At 62.3% G+C, this 18,549-nt stretch carries 20 protein-coding genes and 1 pseudogene; 6 read left to right on the top strand and 15 right to left on the bottom strand.

Annotation, left to right across the window (positions count from 1 at the left end; all coding sequences use genetic code 11):
- Positions 1–114: 114 nt before the first annotated feature.
- The 5 genes from AC6JA3_RS22715 to AC6JA3_RS22695 form a co-directional block, all read right to left on the bottom strand.
- Entirely contained in the window at positions 115–435 is a 321-nt protein-coding gene (locus tag AC6JA3_RS22715) for a hypothetical protein (protein WP_497920815.1), read from the bottom strand.
- 8 nt (positions 436–443) lie between these two features.
- The gene (locus tag AC6JA3_RS22710; protein WP_284987862.1) at positions 444–710 is read right to left on the bottom strand and encodes a glutaredoxin family protein; all 267 of its coding nucleotides are present in this window, start codon (positions 708–710) and stop codon (positions 444–446) included.
- Positions 711–1,161: 451 nt separating this feature from the next.
- Positions 1,162–1,509, bottom strand: a complete 348-nt coding sequence (locus AC6JA3_RS22705) for a hypothetical protein (RefSeq protein ID WP_284987861.1) — start codon at positions 1,507–1,509, stop codon at positions 1,162–1,164.
- Between the two features lie 275 nt (positions 1,510–1,784).
- Complete coding sequence (locus AC6JA3_RS22700; protein WP_497920814.1) at positions 1,785–3,146, bottom strand: ParB/RepB/Spo0J family partition protein; 1,362 nt, start codon at positions 3,144–3,146, stop codon at positions 1,785–1,787.
- A 580-nt stretch (positions 3,147–3,726) separates the two neighbouring features.
- Positions 3,727–4,125, bottom strand: a complete 399-nt coding sequence (locus tag AC6JA3_RS22695; RefSeq protein ID WP_497920813.1) for a hypothetical protein — start codon at positions 4,123–4,125, stop codon at positions 3,727–3,729.
- A gap of 426 nt (positions 4,126–4,551) precedes the next feature.
- Here AC6JA3_RS22695 and AC6JA3_RS22690 point away from each other — a divergent pair, with 426 nt between their 5' ends.
- A complete protein-coding gene (locus AC6JA3_RS22690; protein ID WP_497920812.1) occupies positions 4,552–4,779 on the top strand; it encodes a hypothetical protein in 228 nt (75 codons plus the stop codon).
- Between the two features lie 82 nt (positions 4,780–4,861).
- Here the strand turns inward: AC6JA3_RS22690 and AC6JA3_RS22685 are convergent, their stop codons facing one another.
- The 6 genes from AC6JA3_RS22685 to AC6JA3_RS22660 all read right to left on the bottom strand — a co-directional run bounded on the left by AC6JA3_RS22685 (position 4,862) and on the right by AC6JA3_RS22660 (position 8,394).
- Entirely contained in the window at positions 4,862–5,011 is a 150-nt protein-coding gene (locus AC6JA3_RS22685; RefSeq protein ID WP_497920811.1) for a hypothetical protein, read from the bottom strand.
- 183 nt (positions 5,012–5,194) lie between these two features.
- The gene (locus tag AC6JA3_RS22680; RefSeq protein ID WP_497920810.1) at positions 5,195–6,178 is read right to left on the bottom strand and encodes a DUF4192 family protein; all 984 of its coding nucleotides are present in this window, start codon (positions 6,176–6,178) and stop codon (positions 5,195–5,197) included.
- A gap of 78 nt (positions 6,179–6,256) precedes the next feature.
- Positions 6,257–6,607: a DUF3846 domain-containing protein gene (locus AC6JA3_RS22675; RefSeq protein ID WP_497920809.1), complete on the bottom strand. Its 351-nt coding sequence runs from the start codon at positions 6,605–6,607 to the stop codon at positions 6,257–6,259.
- Positions 6,608–7,188: 581 nt separating this feature from the next.
- Positions 7,189–7,539, bottom strand: a complete 351-nt coding sequence (locus AC6JA3_RS22670; protein ID WP_497920808.1) for a DUF8317 domain-containing protein — start codon at positions 7,537–7,539, stop codon at positions 7,189–7,191.
- Positions 7,540–7,613: 74 nt separating this feature from the next.
- Positions 7,614–7,889 (bottom strand): hypothetical protein, encoded by a 276-nt coding sequence (locus tag AC6JA3_RS22665; protein WP_497920807.1) that lies wholly within the window; start codon positions 7,887–7,889, stop codon positions 7,614–7,616.
- A gap of 70 nt (positions 7,890–7,959) precedes the next feature.
- A complete protein-coding gene (locus AC6JA3_RS22660) occupies positions 7,960–8,394 on the bottom strand; it encodes a hypothetical protein (RefSeq protein WP_497920806.1) in 435 nt (144 codons plus the stop codon).
- Positions 8,395–8,901: 507 nt separating this feature from the next.
- On the opposite strand from AC6JA3_RS22660, the gene AC6JA3_RS22655 reads away from it, so the two are divergent.
- The 3 genes from AC6JA3_RS22655 (at position 8,902) to AC6JA3_RS22645 (ending at position 12,895) form a co-directional block, all read left to right on the top strand.
- The gene (locus tag AC6JA3_RS22655) at positions 8,902–9,225 is read left to right on the top strand and encodes a hypothetical protein (RefSeq protein WP_497920805.1); all 324 of its coding nucleotides are present in this window, start codon (positions 8,902–8,904) and stop codon (positions 9,223–9,225) included.
- A 669-nt stretch (positions 9,226–9,894) separates the two neighbouring features.
- Positions 9,895–10,908 (top strand): ATP-dependent DNA ligase, encoded by a 1,014-nt coding sequence (locus AC6JA3_RS22650; protein ID WP_497920804.1) that lies wholly within the window; start codon positions 9,895–9,897, stop codon positions 10,906–10,908.
- Between the two features lie 682 nt (positions 10,909–11,590).
- A complete protein-coding gene (locus AC6JA3_RS22645) occupies positions 11,591–12,895 on the top strand; it encodes an IS30 family transposase (RefSeq protein WP_497920803.1) in 1,305 nt (434 codons plus the stop codon).
- A gap of 67 nt (positions 12,896–12,962) precedes the next feature.
- Here AC6JA3_RS22645 and AC6JA3_RS22640 read toward each other — a convergent pair whose 3' ends face one another.
- The 4 genes from AC6JA3_RS22640 to AC6JA3_RS22625 all read right to left on the bottom strand — a co-directional run bounded on the left by AC6JA3_RS22640 (position 12,963) and on the right by AC6JA3_RS22625 (position 15,720).
- Positions 12,963–13,163 (bottom strand): hypothetical protein, encoded by a 201-nt coding sequence (locus AC6JA3_RS22640; RefSeq protein WP_497920802.1) that lies wholly within the window; start codon positions 13,161–13,163, stop codon positions 12,963–12,965.
- Positions 13,164–13,194: 31 nt separating this feature from the next.
- Positions 13,195–14,076, bottom strand: coding sequence for a hypothetical protein (locus AC6JA3_RS22635; RefSeq protein WP_497920801.1), 882 nt, complete (start codon positions 14,074–14,076; stop codon positions 13,195–13,197).
- Positions 14,077–14,078: 2 nt separating this feature from the next.
- Positions 14,079–14,585 carry an RNA polymerase sigma factor gene (locus AC6JA3_RS22630; RefSeq protein WP_497920800.1) on the bottom strand — a complete coding sequence of 169 codons (507 nt, stop codon included), beginning with the start codon at positions 14,583–14,585 and terminating at the stop codon, positions 14,079–14,081.
- Between the two features lie 181 nt (positions 14,586–14,766).
- Positions 14,767–15,720, bottom strand: coding sequence for a hypothetical protein (locus tag AC6JA3_RS22625; RefSeq protein ID WP_497920799.1), 954 nt, complete (start codon positions 15,718–15,720; stop codon positions 14,767–14,769).
- Between the two features lie 452 nt (positions 15,721–16,172).
- On the opposite strand from AC6JA3_RS22625, the gene AC6JA3_RS22620 reads away from it, so the two are divergent.
- Both AC6JA3_RS22620 and AC6JA3_RS22615 read left to right on the top strand, forming a co-directional pair.
- Positions 16,173–16,604 (top strand): LexA family protein, encoded by a 432-nt coding sequence (locus AC6JA3_RS22620; protein WP_497920798.1) that lies wholly within the window; start codon positions 16,173–16,175, stop codon positions 16,602–16,604.
- A pseudogene (locus tag AC6JA3_RS22615) lies at positions 16,597–17,886 on the top strand (Y-family DNA polymerase); the annotation flags it as partial. The gene AC6JA3_RS22620 and the pseudogene AC6JA3_RS22615, both read left to right, overlap by 8 nt.
- Between the last annotated feature and the right edge of the window lie 663 nt (positions 17,887–18,549).

Here is an 18,549-nt window from a genome sequence, read left to right as displayed (position 1 = left end):
GGTCCGGGGCGTCGACGTGGATCTCCCCGGACGGATTGGCGATGCGTCCGAACTCGTCCAGGTCCACGTACGTCCGGGGGCTGATCGTGAGCCCGTCCACCGGGTGCGGTTCCCTCACCGGATGCTCACCTCTTCGGGCTCAGTGCCGCGGAGAAGTTCGGCGGTGCGGATGTTGGCCCGGGTGCTGAGTTGCTCGACCACGAGGTTCCGGTTTTTGACCTCGTACCGTGAGGGAAAGTCACTGTCAGTGTCGGTGTCGTAGAAGACGGTGCCGGACTCGTAGAAACGTTCCTCGGCCAGGGTGGCCGGTGCGTCCAGGAACGCGAGCCCGTAGGCCACGGCCTGCAGTTCCGGGTCGGTGTGCAGTTCGGCCGGGACGCGGAGCCCGTCCAGGATGGCGGTGATGGTGCCGGCGGTGATCGGTGCGGTGGTCATGATGCCTCCTAGGCGTTTGTCTTGTTCATGGCGGCTTGGACGAGCTTGTCCCGGCGCAGCCCGGACCAGTGGTCTTGGTCATCGGAGTTGTTCACCACGACCGGTGCCTGGGAGTAGCCCAGCTCTGCGGTGATGTATTCCAGCGCTGCCGGCACCTCGGTAATGTCCACGAGAGTGTAGGTGATGCCCTTGGAGTCGAAGTACTCCTTGGTGCGCTCACAGTTGGGGCACTGGGGCTTGGTGTAGACCGTGTAATCGGTGGGTGAAGTAGTCATTTTCAGTCCTGCGTTTCGTATCAGTTTCAGTGAGGTTCGTCTGAGTGACTTGCTACTACTATTCTAACGTTTATCCACTCGAATAAAAAGGTTTTTGCCGCTTATTCTAGGGGTTTTTTGGATCTCTTTAGTATAAAACTGTGCATGTTTGAGAGGTGGGTTTGGTGTTCCACGAAGAAGCCCGGCGGCACTCCCCCGGCTTCTTTAAAAGCTGCCCTGGGCGGTGGCGATGGTGCCTTCGTGGGTTGGTTGGATGTGCCCCATGGTGTGGTCCCGGCTGAAAAGACCTGTCCCGAATCGGTGGTGGGCCGGCGGCGGGTGTCTTCTCCCGTGGGAAAGGGTCCCGGTTTTGATGGTTAAACAATGCAGGACCGGCGCGGGCCGGTCCTGCTTTGTTCCCTCGGCAAAAAGGAAATCTGTTGGTCAGTCTACAAGACTGAGGGCTTCAGTGTCAGAGCGTGTTTCGGGAGTGTGTTGCACGGGACCTGCGTAGGAGGAGGTATGTGGTCAGGGCAATGACCGCTCCGATCGCTGCGCCGGTGATCAGGCCGGCCACGCTGCCCGTTGTGTTCAGCAGGATCAGGGGCAGGGAGATGGCGGTGATGAAACCGAAATGGAACGCAATGGTGCCGGCATCGATGTCCTCCATTTTCGAGTGGGCAATTCCCCATTGGATGAAGAGGTAGACCACACCGATAGTCGCGAAGATCAACGCGCCAATCATCACTTGGTCCAGGATTGGTGGCAGGCCAGGGAAGATCTCGGTGAGCGTGACGCCTGGGGTTGTCTGTGTAGTCATGGTGACTCCTGTCTGTGCTGCCATGGGATGAGCCTAGCGGTGTATTCGGACAAAATTCTTCGGTGGTCAGTCGCGGGGGTATCCGGGGAGTCGGCGACGCGCGGCTTTTGGTGTTTACCTGGTGGCGTTTGATGGCGGTCCGCCGCTGGTGATTGGCTGCTGTGGTTCGTCCTGGGCGGCGGACCGCCCGACGTTTGGGGAGGTTCCGGGCCCTGTTCGTGGTGAGTGGCCGCGGGCCTTGCCGGGCGGTGGGGGTTCCGCCCGGCAAGGAGTTCTCAGGCCGCTTCGGTGCTTTCCGCTGCGGAGTCTTCCGCGGCTGGTTTGCTGCTGTCGATGATGATCTGCTCAACCTCGGACGGGGTGTATCCCCATGTGACGAGCTGGTTCAGGTAGTCCACGTGGCTTTGGAACGGGTTCCGCCACGAGTCCTTGGCGATGGTCTTTTCATATCCGGCGCAAACCAATGCGATCAGGGAGAACTCGGGACGGGCCGTGGACTTGGCCACGTGGTCCTTCAGCGGGTTCCACGCCCATGACTTTTCTCCGTCGGTTTTGGCGCTGACCATTTCGGCGGCAACTTCTCCGTCGTAACTCCGGGCGACGTCGGTATGGTGCGTGATCGCATGGACAGTGAAGTACTGCCAGCCCTTCGGTGCCTGCTTCTTCGCCAGCAGGGATTTCACGAATTCCCGGCGCACTGTCGTGGCCGATTCCATGGCCTTGTTGTTGGCGATCAGGGTTTTCCGTTCGGCCTTCTGTTCCTCGGTCATCGGCCCCTTGTTGGCCGATGACGAGTGGTAGGTGTACCGCTCGGTGAAGCCTTGTTCCTTCCACCCAACAATCACCGGGACGGTGGAGAACTCGCCACGGTAGTCCTGAAGGATGTAGACGGCGTTCGCGTCGTCCTCGGTGGCCGGTTCCCCATCCGCCCGCTTCAGGGACGTGACAGCGGCGGTGTCGTTATCGTCGTAGCCGGGCCTTTCAACAATGGTTTTCCCGGTTGCTGCGACTTCCGCGGTGTACGCGGCGAGGGCGGCGACGCGTTCGCGTTCGTCCCTCAGTTGCTGGGCAACATGGAACAGCTGGTCGGGTTCGTCCGCAATGACTGATTCCAGCTCTGCGGTCGCTTCCTCGTCCCCTTCGAACTCGGCCATGATGAGGGCTTCCTCGATGGTGTACCCCTTGCCCAGGGCGGCGGTTCCAGCATCGGATGCCTTGGCTTTCAACGCGCCCTCAACGGCGGCCTTTTTCCGTCCGGTCTTCTTCGCAATCGCTGCCGCCGAGACGCCCAGAAGGGACAGCTGGTGGTAGGCGTCGGCTTCATCAGCATCTGTCATCGCCGCGCGCTGGACGTTCTCCACGACCTGCGAGACGATCCGCTCGGCGTCCTGCGCGGAGGCGGTGATCATCACCGGGATCAGGGGGCACTGGGCTTCGACGGCCCCCAGGGTGCGGCGCTGGCCCATGCGCACATGCACGGTGCCGTCCTCATTGCGGTGCGCGATGACCGGTTCAATGACGCCGTGTTCTTTGATGCTGGCGATGAATTCCGGGGTCAGGGCTGCGTCTTTGCGGACGTTGATGTCCACGATCAGGGTCGTGGGGTCGAGCATTTCCAGGGTGGGTGCAGCGTTCATGGTGTTGTTCCTTCTTGTCCGAGAAGTTGGGTGGGTGGGGCGGCTTAGGTGACCGGCCAGCTCCCCGTCTCCCCCCGTTGTTTTTTGGTTGCTGGCAAGCTTGCTTGCTTGGCGGCCAGCGGAGCCCTGTCTACCCGCAGGGCAAGGGGCAGGAAATTCCCGGAGGAAATAAGCGACGAAGGAGCGCCGGAGGGACATTTCCTGCACCGCAGGCCCCGGAGTTCACGGAGGGGCTAGACGGGGTGGAGTGGACGCCTACAATCCGGAGGACAGCAACCAGAAAACGTCGTAGACAAGCAGGTGATGACGGGCAGGAGCTCCGCGACGGACCGGCAGCACCCAACAGCCGGCCACGGAGCTTGCGGAGTGGACGCCCAAAAGGGGGGCGAGCCCTGCGAGCATGCTTTCCCTGGACCCCGCCGAACCTCTCCAGGGAAGAACCGGCACCGGTGCGCCGCACGCACCAGGTCAGTGGCGCCGGCCCGTTGCGGGAACGGCGGTCCGTCGCCGGCAACCACCCACCCAGGCGGCCACCCGCGGCGGACCGCCCGCCCACCAAGGCGAACGGCCCACCCAGCGCCTATGCGCCGCCGTCGGTCCTTGCCGGGATCGGGTGGGTGTTGAATCTACGGAAGTTGGCGGCGACTTCTCGGGCGATGTCCGCCATCGGTGTTCCCGGCGTGATGGTCTTCTCTTCGTCGGCGGAGAACTCCACCGGTTCGCCTTCGTCGTCGTAATGGTCCGGGCCATAGTAGAGCTCAGCCGTGGTGAACCGGGATTCCAGTGGGTTCTTCCAGCTGAATGATCCGGGGCCGATCGTGAATGTATGGCTGCCTTCACTCTCAAGGAAAAAGGTGGCGGTGCCTCCGCCGGTCTGGGCGACCTGAAGTTCCAGGCCTTCGGCTTTCATCGCATCCACCAGTGCCCGGGCGGGAAACCATTCGATCTCTTCGGTTGCAATGTGGTTTTCGTCGTTCACGGTGTTGCTCCTTCTTGTCCGAGAAGTTGGGTGGGTGGGGCGACCAATGGTGACCGGCCAGCTTCCCCTCTCCCCCCGTTGTTTTTTGTTGCTGGCACGTAGTGCTCTACGGGGCCGACGGAGGCGTCTGCTCCCGCCAGGGCAAGGTGCTGGAAATCTTCGAAAGGAAATAAGCGAAGCGCCGCCGAAGAATTCCAGTGCCGCAGGGCCCCTGAGGAACGAAGGGGTCAGCAGCTGGAGCCGGAGCGGAACCGTATGATCCCCAGGACAGCCACAAAAAACGTCGTAGACAAACAGGACCGGGCACGGCGGAGCTCAGCGACGACGGGGCCGGGTCCAACAGCCGGCCACGGAGCTTGCGGAGTGGACGCCCAAAAGGGTGCGAGCCCTGCGAGCATGCTCCTTGCTCCTGCGTAGGGTGGGGGCATGACTGATCCGGCATCACGGCCCGGACCCGGCCGGGCTCATCGCGGTCTGAGGTGGTCCCGCTTCCTGGCGGTGCTGTTCACCGTGGCTGCCGCTGCTTCACTCGTGCTGGTGGCCATTGATCTGTTCATTGGCCGGGCCGCGGCCGGGGATCTGTTTATCGCCGGGCTAAACGCTCTGGCGGCTGTGGTGTTGTGGCGCTTTGTGGTCAAACACGCAGGCACATGACGAAGGGCCGGCCTAGTGGCCGGCCCTTCTGGTTTCCTCGGACAAAGGAAATCTGTGGTGCAGCGTCGTTGCTGCAGTGGTGTTAGAGCTTGTGGTGTTCCTGGGTGTGCGTGTAATCGATCGGCCCCAGGGGTTCGCCGGCGGTGAGCAGCTGCAGCTCGATGAGGTCTTCGAGGACGCTGGCGTCCGGTGCTGGTTTGTCGTCCTTGGTCAGGATGTATTCGGTTCCCATGCGGCTCTCCCAGGTGCAGTGTTCTCGTTGAGTTCACTGTAGTCGTGGATCCTCCGCATTGACTGGGTTTGCCGGCTGCGCCCGCGCAGCGTCATGGCGGCCGGGGGAGCGCCAGCGGAGGAGGCCGCCCCGCTACCTGAACGGCCGGGCGGGACCATTGATGATCCTGCCCGACCGTCCCGCTTAGCTGATGCGGCGCGTGTAGGCGGTCTCCCGGCTCTTGGTCACCTCCGCGATGTGGTCAGTGACGATCAGTTCGCGCAGCAACACAGCCAGCCGGTAATCCGGTACGTCCTCGACCGCCAGTTTCAGGTAGCGCTCTGCGTGCGTTCCGGAACCCTTGAGCCATTGCAGCCAGCCCATCAGGGTCAGCATCGGCGCGCGCTGGCCTTCGGGAACAACTTTCATCAGTTCGAAAGCGAGGACTTCGGCGCGGTCCACGCGCTTCCAGTCCGGTCGGCCGTCGAACTTGCCCCGCAGCAGGTCAAGCATGCTGCCGTTGTTCGTGGTGATGGTTTCGGCCATGAGCACGTCACGCAGGTGCGGGACCTGGAACCAGGCCGCCAGGTTCCGGGCGGCCTCCTTCTCCGGCGTGCCGGGTGTCCGCAGCGCAGCGTCCCATTCCTGTCGTGCCTGCCCGACGGCTTCTTCCGTGAGCACGGGCACCTGTGCCGGCTCGACCCATTTGCCCAGCAATGCCGGGTTGTAGACGTCCACGGTGGCGGCGCTTCCCATGAAGGTCAGGGTGGCGTTGGCATTGCTGTCGGTGATCTGTTCCAGCGGGTTCCGCTCGGTGGTGCCGTAAGCGGCCCAGTGGGTGCTGGTGACGAGGTAGACCTTGCGGACGGGCATCCGGGCGGTGGCCAGTTCGTTACCCAGGGCGGCGACGTGCGCGGCGTAGGGGAACCGGTCATCGTCGCCGGTTTCGTCGGTGTAGACGATGAGGTAGCAGGCCGTGGCGTTCTCGTCCTGTGCGGCGAGGCTGGTCACTGTTTGGGCGAAGCCCGAAGGGGCCGCATCCATGGGTGCATCCACGCGCAACGTGGCGCCAAGGGCTCCGGCGGTAGCGGTGAGCACGACGAAGGAGTCAGTGGGGGTGCCGCCAAGCAGGTGCGGGATGTAAGCCAGCAGGTCAGCGGGGCCGGTGAGGGTGAGCTTTTCAATCATGGTGGTTGTCCTTCTTGTCCGAGAAGTTGGGTGGTGGGTGGTGGCCGGGAACATCTGGTTCCCGGCCACCGTCGGCGGCTAGGCCGCTGGCTGGATCAGGCGCGTATCGAACAGTGCCTCTGCCCTGCGGATCAGGTAGTCCGGCACGTCGGTGTCATGGTCCAGTCCCGCCCTGCCCAGGAACACGGCGTTCCCGGTGACCGGGAGGTCAAGGCCGGTGTCGTGGAGCAGCTGCACCGCGCGGACGTTTGAAGCTCCGGAGGTCTGCGTTTCCGCGTTCAGGTAGACCTGCCAGTCGCCTCGGGCAATGCATTCCAGTCCGCCGCCGACAATGATCTGCAGGCTCGTATGCCGCGCGTCAATGCTGTGGACGGTTACGCTTTCGCTCAGTCGCGCCGGGACGTACAGCGCTATCAGGTGGTTAAGCATGGTGTTGTTCCTTCTTGTCCGAGAAGTTGGGTGGGTGGGGCGGCTTAGGTGACCGGCCAGCTCCCCGTCTCCCCCCGTTGTTTTTTGGTTGCTGGCAAGCTTGCTTGCTTGGCGGCCAGCGGAGCCCTGTCTACCCGCAGGGCAAGGGGCAGGAAATTCCCGGAGGAAATAAGCGACGAAGGAGCGCCGGAGGGACATTTCCTGCACCGCAGGCCCCGGAGTTCACGGAGGGGCTAGACGGGGTGGAGTGGACGCCTACAATCCGGAGGACAGCAACCAGAAAACGTCGTAGACAAGCAGGTGATGACGGGCAGGAGCTCCGCGACGGACCGGCAGCACCCAACAGCCGGCCACGGAGCTTGCGGAGTGGACGCCCAAAAGGGGGGCGAGCCCTGCGAGCATGCTTTCCCTGGACCCCGCCGAACCTCTCCAGGGAAGAACCGGCACCGGTGCGCCGCACGCACCAGGTCAGTGGCGCCGGCCCGTTGCGGGAACGGCGGTCCGTCGCCGGCAACCACCCACCCAGGCGGCCACCCGCGGCGGACCGCCCGCCCACCAAGGCGAACGGCCCACCCTCCGGTCTACTCGCGGCGGTCGTGGAGCGGGATTGCTCCGTACTGTCCGGCCGCGCGTCGGAATCGTGAGTCGCTGCTGAAGATGAACGTGCCGCCGAACATGTACCACGGGGCTGTTCCGTCTTCTGGGGCGACTGGCTCGGCGTGGATCACAGTTTCGCGGTGGAAGCTCTCGTTTTTGACGAGCCGGACGGCGGGCCGTTCCTCGGTGGCTTCGAAAACGGGGTCGATGCCCTCGCCGATGACGGTTACCTCCATGACGTGGGCGGAAATACCCTGATTGGAGAAGTCCGCGCCCAGGGCGTCGCGGTAGATCAGGGCGGTGATGCCTTTGGGGGCTGTGGTGGCGTTGCTCATGTGCTGGCTCCTTTGAAGTGGTGGGGCTGCACTGCCCGGCTCTGGCCGGGCAGTACAGCGGTTCTCAGCTCCTGCTAAAGGAATGTGGGGCGGTGTTCCGGGGCGAACAGGACGGCTATGGATTCGTTGTGCCAGTCCAGTGCCGCGTATTGCCGGGTGGTGTCCATTTCGGCTGATTGCACGTGCGCCTCGGTGGTGACGGCTTCGGCCATGCCCCGGATGTGCGCGGCGAAGTCTTCGGCGGCGTCAGTGCTGTAGGCCACCGGGGATTTCTCTACGATCGCGGCGAGGGTTTCGAGGAATACAGCGGCTTGGGCCGGGGTCTGGGCGATGCTGCGGGTTTCGGTCATTGTCTTGGTCCTTTGCGGGTGGGGCCTTGCCGGGCGGTGGGGGTTCCGCCCGGCAAGGAGTCGAGCGGTCTTAGGCGGCGGCTGTTTGGAACACGGGCGGAATCCGGTAGCGGCTGGGAAGCTCTGCGGCGGCTTCGGGCAGGTCGTCCGGGCCGTGGGCTTGTCCGTTCTTCCAGTGGAAGAATGCCTGTTCACTGACCGCATCCCAGTACCTGGCTTTGGTCCGGTAGAACGTCGTTTTCACGTCGCCCTCGCAGTAGGTGGCCAAGCCGAACAGGTTGCCGATTTCATCGGCGGTGCGGATCCCGGCGACCATGACATAGGGCCACTGGCCCAAGTCCCAGCCCTCAGAGCCCCACCCGGGGATCACGGCCCAGCCGTGCTCTGAGATGAGTCCCATCCAGTCGTAGCCGTCGTTCATGTGGTAGTCGCCCAGCACGGTGACGCCGTCGATGGTTTCGCCGGTGTCCTCGGTGGTCACCGTGGTGATGGTGATTGCGTTCATGTGGTGTTTGTCCTTCTTGTCCGAGAAGTTGGGTGGGTGGGGCGACCAATGGTGACCGGCCAGCTTCCCCTCTCCCCCGTTGTTTTTTGGCTGCTGGCGAAGCTTGCGTAGCTGTGGCCGACGGAGGCCTGTCTACCCGCCGGGCAAGGGGTGGGAAATTCACGGAGGAAATAAGCGACGCAGGAGCGCCGGAGGGAAATTCCCGGACCGCAGGCCCCGGAGCTTGCGGAGGGGCTAGACGGGGTGGAGCGGACACATAGAATCCGAAGGACAGCAGCCAAAAAACGTCGTAGACACAACAGGCGATGACGGGCAGGAGCTCTGCGACGGACCGGCAGCGCCCAACAGCCGGCCACGGAGCGAAGCGGAGAGGACGCCCAATAACTGGGTGGAGCGAAGCGGAGGCCAGGCTCCCTGAAAGTTGTCAGAATGGGTTGGTACTGTGGGGATGTCCCGCCGGATTTGTCCCCCATTTACTACGTTCTTTTGAGGAAGAGGGGTTGAACTGTGGGATTACTGAACTTCCTGAACAGGCGCAGCCTGCCGACCGAGGTCGAACCCCCATCGGCGGTGGTGCAGGACGCGCCCATAGAGCGTGAGCCGCTGACGGCCGAACAGCTGAGCACAGAGCAGCTGGCAGACCTCGATGCTGCGCGCGCTGAGTTGCTGCAGCTCGCCGCCGAGGTCGGGGTGAGGAGCCTCGATGCCTGCCCTCGGGACGGGAGCCGTTGGCAGGACGACCCCGAGACCATACGGACCATCACCGCGGTCCTCAGGGAAGCACACCTGGAGGAGCAACTGTCCTCGGAGGATACCGGGCCGGCCCGGTAGGCGGGCCGCCGTGTGGCAGCCCGCCCCGGGTCTGGTCTAGCTTCCTGCGTTGTTGCGGTGCTTGGAGTTGGCGCGGTACGCCATGATCGAAGCTCCCAGTGCTGTGAGCGATAGAACGAAGTTCACGATGGTCAGTGGTTCCATGAGGGTTTCCTTATCGGTGAGATGGCCATATCCTGAGAAAGGAGCCCGGTGGCCGCAACCAAGCGGTCACGACCACCGGATTGTGTGACTACTACCTCCTTGCGTTCCGCTTACGCTTCCGAGTTCCAGCTCGGGAGCGTTTGCTCTTTAAGCGCGCGTTCCGCATGGAGAGTAGAGCGATGACTGCTGTCATCAAGCTCACGACCGAAGTCGCGAGCTTGATCGCTTCGTCGATGCTCATGTAGCCACCTCCTTTCTGCCCCGCCGTGCGAGGCCCCCACTGGTCCAGCCGGTCGAGGGTGGGCCGTCAACCCCGAAGAGTGGCCGGGGAATCCCGCGAAATAAGGGAGCGCAGCGACCGCGTGGGATTGACCGGTTGCGTGGGTTGACGGGTCGGGCCCCCGGACGGCTACGATCAGTGGCCTTGTACGGATAACAACCCAGCCACATGTAAGGCAAAAAAGGCTTTTACAGGCCGAAGCGAAGCGAAGGTCCGTTCTGGTCCTGGTCCTTTAGGCTGAGGCCATGGACGAGTCCATTCCGCGGGCACTGCAACCACCGGTTGCTGTTGCCCTGGCAAAACTCATCAAGACCTTCCCCGGCCCGGGCGCATTGCCGGGCGTCCTATACGCAGAACCCAAATGGGACGGATTCAGAACTGTCATTTTGAGTGATTCTGATGGCGTGACCCTGTGGAGTCGGCAAGGCAAAGAACTCTCCCGCATCTTCCCTGAACTATGCACAGTTGTGCGGGCCCTAGTTCCTCCCGGCGTGGTCCTGGACGGTGAATCGGTCATCTGGAACGGGGACCGGCTGGACTTCGAGGCGCTGCAGCGCCGCATGGTCAGCTCCAGGGCGGCTCTGCCCAGCCTCGTTCACGAACTGCCGGCCTCCTTCGCCGCCTTTGACGTCCTGGCCGTTGCCGGGCAAGACATCCGGGGTGTCCCTTTCCTGGGCCGCCGGCAGCTGCTCGAGGAACTGGCCCGGGACTGGGCCGCTCCGTTGAACCTCTCCCCCACCACCACAGACATGGAACTGGCCAAGATCTGGTTGAAGGATCTGCCGGCCACAGGTGTGGAAGGGTTGGTTTTTAAGAGCGGGTCGGAACCGTATCCGGCAGGGCTGCGCTCCTGGTTGAAGCTGAAGACCAAAAGCACTTTCGATGCGGTCTGCGCAGCCGTCATAGGCCCGACAACGCAACCGCAAGCCATCATCGCCGGCTTGCCGGTCGATGGGCAACTGCGGATCGTCGGCCGGTCCACGGCGCTTTCCACCCGGGTAGGGCGTGAGCTGGGCCGCCAGCTCCGCCCGGCCCTGCCAGGGCATCCCTGGCCAGAAGAAATCGCCGAAACCTCGCTGAACAGATTCAGCAAAGACAAAGGCCCGGTCCACCTGACGCTGGTCGAGCCGATAGTGGTTGAAATATCGGCCGACGTCGCGTGGACCGGCAAATCCTTCAGACACCCCGTCGGGTACGTCCGGGTCCGTCCGGAGTTGGCTCCCGATGAGGTAGAACTCCCGCCGCATCTGAAGAGGTAGCTCCTACCAGCCGGCGGCAGTTACATGGCTGGTCTCATGTTCGGGCGGCACGACGGACTTGGTTCGACGGCACACGCCGACGGAGAGCAAGTAGGGGGCTTGGGTGGCGCCCAGGAAAAAACGAGTACCAACTACTCGTGTGCGGGACCAGGGAGAGGTCTTCAATTGAGTCAGCGGATTAGTGGCAGACGGCGATAATCCCCCATTTCGCCGATCAATGCCTTAGTAATCTGCCGGCAAGGCCGGACAGCGGTACCCAGAAGCCTGTCCGGCCTTTCGCCTGTCCTGGCTCAACGCCTTGACCGCGGGAATGCGGCACGCTTCCGGAGACCTCGGACCGAACTCTTGAGAGAACCCCGGGCCTTCTTTCTGGCCAGGTTCCATTCGGCGTCTCTACGTGCGTCTCTACGGGCGGCCCGTTGGGCTTTTCTCTGGGCTCGATCGAGGCGGAACAGCATGAAGAAAACGAAGCCAATCCATAGGATGGCGGCCCCCAGAACGATGCCCATCAGAACCATCGATTTCATACCCGAAACGTACCCCGGCCGGGGTGACCTAACCGCCCGTGATGGCCATGGTGGACGGGTTGTGCCCACTGGGGGCAGGTGGAGCCCTCCGCACAGCTCAAAGCTGGGCGGTTTCCAACGATCGTCGCAACACTGACTGAAAGTGGTGTTGGTTCATGCGCAGTTCGACGCGCCGATCGAAGAAAATGGGGCCCCCAGGCCTGGTTGAGATAAGGCCCTTGTATGTTCAGCTCATGAAAGAAGGGCACTCTAACCGCGCCGCATGCAGGATTCTTGGGATCAACCAAAACACGGGCCTTCGTTGGTTGAATGGACGCAATGGGGTTGAGGGCTTGGTGCAGCAGGGCTTGGATCCGCGGCCCCGGAAGGCTGTTCCTGCGGCAGCTGTATCCAGCCGCTACCTGTCAGAAGACGAACGCATCTACATTGCCGACCGATTGCTGGTTCGGGCTAGCCTTCGATCAATTGCTCGTGATCTTGGGCGGTCGCCGGCCACAATCAGCAGGGAAGTCACCCGGAACCGTCCCGACACGCGCAGGTATCATCCGTTCCGTGCCCAGAAAATGGCACAGAAGAGAAGGCCGAGACCAAGGCTCGCCAAACTTGCTGGTGATGACGAGTTGAGGCATTACGTTGTCGAGTGCCTATCGAAACGGTGGAGCCCTCAACAGGTCTGCCGGGCCCTGAAGGAACGGTTTCCGGGAGAAAAGCACCGACATCTGGTGCATGAAACGCTCTACCGTGCGCTTTACCAGTTGAGCATCCGCCCTGTTCCAACCGGGCCAGCCCGGTTGCTGCGATCAGGGAAGTTCAGCAGACGGTCCCGCTCCAGGACCAAGGTGAAGCCTCGCCAGTACATTGCGGATGCGCTCAAGATTGGTGACCGCCCAGCCCACATAGCGACGAGAGAAGAAGCCGGCCATTGGGAGGGAGACCTCATCATGGGGAAGGGGAATAGATCAGCGATCGTGACGCTCGTTGAACGCTCTTCCCGGCTCCTCGTCGCCTTTGCGCTCCGCCCAGGGAACAGGTCCGACAACATGCGGGACCAACTCATCGAGGAGCTTGGAGTCATGCCTGCCGCTCTGCGAAGAACCTTGACCTGGGACCGCGGATCAGAGATGGCCAAGCATGCTGAGGTCACTGCTGCACTGGGAACCCTCGTTTACTTTTGCGAACCAGCCAGCCCCTGGCAGCGTGCGTCGAACGAAAACGCGAACGGCTTGCTCCGTCAGTACTTTCGGAAGGGAGATGATCTCAGCATGGTAGACCCGGCGGACGTCTTGTTCGCCGCTGAGGAGATCAATAGCCGCCCCAGGGCTGTCCTGGACTGGTCCAGCGCATCCGCCAAATTCGAGGCTTATCACGCCGTCGCGGCAGCGGATGCTCTCCGAGGTCAAGATGTTGATGAACCAGCAGGAAAGAATCTCCACTCCAGAACGGCCATCTTTGAGTGCTAACGCTTATGGACTCACGGAACTCTCCGGTCAATCAGGACACGCTTCGATCGTTCCGTAAGGGGATCCCTTACCGTGCATTGGAGTACTCCTTGATTTCATCTTCGCGGCCTGTAGCCACGTCCCTCTTTCGGAGCGCGCGGACGCCGAGAATGCCGGCAAGGAACGCTGGCATTAGGGCAGTGGCTGAAACTGCGATGATTAGTACTCCGATGAGGTGTACTGCCAGTACAGCCAGTATCACTAACGTGTGGGCGTCGGCAGACTCCATGGGTCACTTCTCGTTCTGTGAGTAGGGGTGTTCACGGGGTGTTGGTTCCCGTTGGGGCTGCGGGTCCGGGGCCGACAAGCTGGGTCCTCAGCCGGACAGGAATGCCATAAGCGGCAAACTGGGCGTCCATACCCTCTTGAACGGTGGCGTATTTCCCGTTCTGGACGTCATAGGCGAGAAATTCCCAGTTATGGACGCTGGTCCACAACTGTGTGAAATCGGTCAGGTATCGGCCGTTGCCTTGGAGCCTGGCAAAGTTGTAATAAACGTTGCCGCCGTCCAGGCCGATTGCCCTGATGCCCTCGTCTGAGATGGCGTATGCGAGCCAGCCTTCGGCGCAGCCGAGGACGGTGTAGTACTGCTGTTCATTGGCCGGGATGGGTTTGATCGCCCGGACGGGGTCGTTCCGTCGGATGTCGATATTGGCCGGGGTGCATGCGCCTGCGGCGGGACCTGCGGGCGCGGCCGGCGCGGTGGTACGCGGCGCCGTGTCCGCCGGCGGAGGCGGGGTGATGACCGTGGTCGGGGTTGGTTCAGCGCTCCATACCGGGGTTTCCGTCGGGGTGGAAGTGGGGATGGTACTGGGTGTCGCTGAGGGGGATACCGTTGGTGACGCGGTCGGCGTTGGGGTGGGTGTGGCCGTGATGCTGGGGGTATCGGTGGTCGCTGGTGCCGGTGCCGATTGTGGGACCAGGTTATCTGCGACGACGATGGCGCCGACGACTGCTGCGGCGGCAAGCACGACCCCCGTTGTTGCTGCCCAGCCGGTGCGCCGTGTTTTGCGCTCAGCCAGGGAAATGATGTTGGGATCTTCGGAGAAGACGTGGGACCGGCCGGGCAGGACACCGGGGGTTGTGCCGGGATCGGGAACGTTTGGTTTTGCGTTTTTCATGAGTTGTTCGATGCGGTCCATGGTTAGACTTCCCGTTCTGTCATGAGGTGTTGTGGTGCGGCTTTCGCGAAGGCTTTACGGGCCCGGTGGAGCCTGACCGCTGCAGCGGATGGTGTGCAGCCAAGGCTTTCGGCCAGTTCTGCGGTGGTGAGGTCATCCCAGTAGGAGAGCATCAGGATTTCCCGGTCGCGGTCCTTGAGCTTAGAGAGGATCTCCGCAACGCTGGCCTGCTGCTCATCCTCGTTGGTGGAGGCGGACTGAATCCGGGCTTCTTCAGCCAGCCGCTGCATGAGTTGATCGCGACGACTCCGGCCTTTGTACTCGTTGCCCAGCACGTTCCTGGCTGTAGCTATCAGCCATCCAACGCCGGGCGGCTCGGGCGGTTGTTTTTCCCACACGATCCGGAACACGTCATTGGCCAGTTCCTCGGCCCGTTCGCGGTCGTTGATCCGGTACGCGATGTACTGGTAGATGCGGCTGAAGTGTTCAGCGTGAAGAGCAATCAGTTCCTGCTCTCTGGTAGCCAACATCCTTGTTCTGTTCCCCCGGGCTAGTGCGATGTGATGTTTCAACCCTTTAGTGTCCCGGGAACGGGTGTTTCTTACACAATCGGAGAAAAAGTTTCAGCAAATGTTCCGGTGGCCCCCGGGAAGACGGAGATACCCGGCAAACTCCCCCAATGAGCGTGCCGGGTATCTGTTGTGTTTGGTGTCAGGCAGCGTAGCGAAGACTCGTCAGCAACGCCCGAAGCTTGACGTATTGATCAGTTTTCATCCACGCTTCAGCGGTTTCAGGCGTCATGGACGCGTCGATCTGGGCTACTGCGGTGGCCAGCCCGTTCGGCATGATCATGAAGCTGTTCACTGAGGTGCTCTCGGGACCTTCTGTCATGAAGAAATCAGCCACAACGCCCATGTAGTAGCGGACCGGAAATTCAGGGAAGGGATAATCATCCCTCACGAAGGCGAAGTGTGAGGCCCCATCACGGCTGTCGAATGCGCTGAGTTCCTCGGAGTCGAGGATGGTGCGGTTGACCGGCCCTCCAACCAGACCGCCGGTTCCTCCGCTGGTGATGTGAGCAACCTTGCCACCGGTTTCGTCAAAGATATTGGCAGCCAGCGAGTTCTCCTTGCCGCCGGGGTTGTTAGCATTTTCGTTGTAGTCGTCCTGCTCGATCTTTGCGCTCCAGCCCGTCGGTAGATCAAACGAAATGTGCCCGTCAGGGAAGGTGTACGTGCCGGTCACCGGATAACCAAGCGAGGTGTGAGGGATGGAGGGAGCCACCGGGGTTACCGGAACAACCTCTGGCGCGAGTGGTGTGGTCGGGAAGGTCGCGGTGGAAGTTGTCTGGGGAACGGGGACCGGTACGGGTTCAATCGCCGGCACGGTGGCCGCGTCCTGCCGTGGCAACGTGTCCACGATGGCGGGCGAAGGTGCCGCCAGCAGGATGGGGGCACCTGTTTCCCCAGCGGAGCTGGATTCCAGCGTTGGCAGTACCTGCGTCGGGTCGGCCACCGTTGTTGGGGGCTGGGCGCTGGCTTCTGCCGCTTGGGTGATGGAAGTACTGGGCTGCGGCGTTGGGGGTGTGCAGGCTGTGAGTGTCAGTGCCAGCGCAAGCGATGCGAGAGTGGCGGTCTTGGCGTAGCCGGATCGGTGATACTTCATTGGTCTGGGTCCTTCCCCCATGGAGTGACTGAGCAGATCGGACTGCTCATACATGTTGTTTCCATGGAGGGACGAAAGATTACACCCAGCGCCAAAATCTTCTGCAGAACACCTTCGTCGTATTCCTCGATGAAGTACCTCGAGATGCCCGTAAGCATCGGTCCTCCACCGGACGCCCTTCACTCCTGTCCTCGTGGCTCTGCGGCATTCGGATTCCCGTAACACCCGCCCGCAAAACTGCCCGGTGAAGGTGCCCTAAACGCTACACGTGCACTCTGATCTTTGAACTGGCCGCTTACCATGTGTGTTCACAGCAAACCCGTTGCGACGATCGTTGGAAACCGCCCTGTCCCTATTGGCGTGCAAGCCGTCCACGCCGCCCTGGCGGCTTATTCTGTCGGACCACCTGGAGTACAGTTGATCCGAACATATATTCGAATAAAAGGTGTGTTGTGGGCGTGATAGTTGGCCCCCGTGTGATAGATGCGGGACTGTCTTTGGTGACGGTATTGCTGGCACCGGTACCGGTGGCCGCAGGCTATCCCTCGCCCGCCCAGGACTACTTTGACGGTCGCATCGATCTCAACGCGCACCTGATCAAGGACGTGACCAGCACCTTCATCGTCCGGGTTACCGGCCAATCCATGGAACAAGCCGGGATCAGCGACGGGGACGAGCTGATCGTTAACCGGGCACTGGAACCGAAGGACGGTTCCGTAGTCGTCGCCGTCCTGGACGGGGAACTCACGATCAAACGGCTGCGGATCACACCCACGGGTGTGATCCTGCAGGCCGACAATCCACGCTTCCCTGATATTGAGGTTCCGGCCTTGTCGGAACTCACCATCTGGGGCGTCGCCACAAGGTGCCTGCACCATGTCTAAGCCCGCGGTGATACGCCGCATGCAGGAAATCGCGCACGTGGACGTCAACTGCTTCTACGCCTCGGCCGAGCGCGCGTTCAACCCTTCCCTGGAGGGCAAGCCGGTCATCGTTCTCTCCAACAATGACGGCTGCGCGGTTACCCGCTCCCCCGAAGCGAAGCGCCTCGGGATCGGGCTGGGTGATCCGTGGTTCAAGCTCCGGCCCCGCGCCAAGGAATGGGGTCTGGTGGCCCTGTCGAGCAACTACGAACTGTACGGGGACATTTCGGCCCGGGTGATGGAGCTACTGGGCCGCTACTCGGCCTGGTTGGAGGTCTACTCCATCGATGAAGCGTTCCTTGGCGTCAAGGGCGAACCGGACGAGCTGCTGGCCCTTGGTAGGGAGATGAAGGCCGCGTGCCGGCGAAACGTTGGCGTGCCGGTCTGCGTCGGGATCGCACCAAGGAAAACGCTGGCCAAGCTGGCCAACAAGTGGGCAAAGAACAACCCAGCCTTTGGAGGCGTGTGCCGGTGGGAATCCGTGCCGGCCGAGCAGCGCGAAGCGCTCATGGCCAAGCTGTCCGTGATCGAAATCTGGGGCGTTGCCACCAAGCTCACCAAACGCCTGAACGCGATGGGAATCTTCACCATCGCAGACCTGACCCGGGCCAACCCAGTCGCTATCCGGGATAAGTTCTCCATTGTCATGATGCGCACCGTTCTGGAACTGCAGGGCACCCCGTGTATCCCGGTGGAAGAGGAACGGATCGGGCGGGATCAGCTGATCTTCTCCCGGTCCTTCTCCACCCCCATCACCACGGCCGCCGAGTTGCGGCAGGTCATGAGCGTGTACGCCCAAATGGCCTCCGCACGCCTGGCCAAACATGATCTGCAAGCGAAGGTGCTAACGGCGTTCGCGGCGACGTCGCACTTCAACCCGAACGAAAAGTCCTTCCCCTCGGTCTGCCTGGCGTTGCCGATGCCGACCGCTGATCCGGTGCTGCTCACCCGGGCAGCCCACGCGCTGCTGCCCCAGGTCCACGAGGGCGCGAAGTACGTCCGGGCCGGGATCATGGTTACCGACCTGCGCCCGTCCGGGAACCAGAAACCCTTGGAGCTGTTCGAGAACCCCCACGAAGAACGCAGCATCGGGATCCTGTTGGAGGACGTGGCCAAACGGTACGGCCGCGGCTGCATCGGCCTGGGCCACGCAGGGATCAAGGGCGGACCGGACTGGTCCATGAAACGCGACATGCTCTCCCCGAGGTACACCACCCACTGGGACGAACTCCCCTCGTCAAAGCCGCCTGACCGGCCGCAACGCAGAAAGGAAACCACCATGACCCTTGCACCCCAACACCCCACAACCGGCCAGGACGTCGCGGTCCGATTCAGCCCGGACGGGACCCCGCTAGCGATCCGCCACGACGGCCGGATCTGGATGGTCGATCCCGACGTCCACACCGCGCACTGGTTCACCAGGGACGCATGGCGGGAAACCCGCAACCGGGCAGCGATCGGCACCGGCGATCTTGTCAGCGTTGAACACTGGCAGGTCCAAGCCACACTGCCATCCGCGAACGCGGAGCTGCGGACGTTCACGCTGCGGCGGCAACCTTTGGCCAGCGAGTGGGTTTTGGAGTCCGTCAGCTAGTGGCGGCTGATTTGTACCGCTCCCCCATCCCCGAGACGAGGTCCTTTCAAGCGGGGCAAGTCTGACGTTTAGCGAGTACGAACGCCACCCCTAGCCTCTGCGGCTCGTGGGGTACTCAACCTCAGGTGGCAAAAACAGTCATCGTAAGCGAGAACTACGCGGAAAGCTGGGCCGCCCAGCTGGTCCCGATGCCGCAACTTGCGATGCGTACTCAGGAGGGCACATTCGCGTAATCTTCGGGCCGGTGTATACCCATGGGTAAAGACTGACGATCGGGTCTGTTATTGTCACCCCAAATCAGGCAATGGGCCT

Source organism: Arthrobacter sp. TmtSoilC79, assembly GCF_059739405.1.
This window is presented reverse-complemented; position numbering and strand designations above follow the sequence as displayed.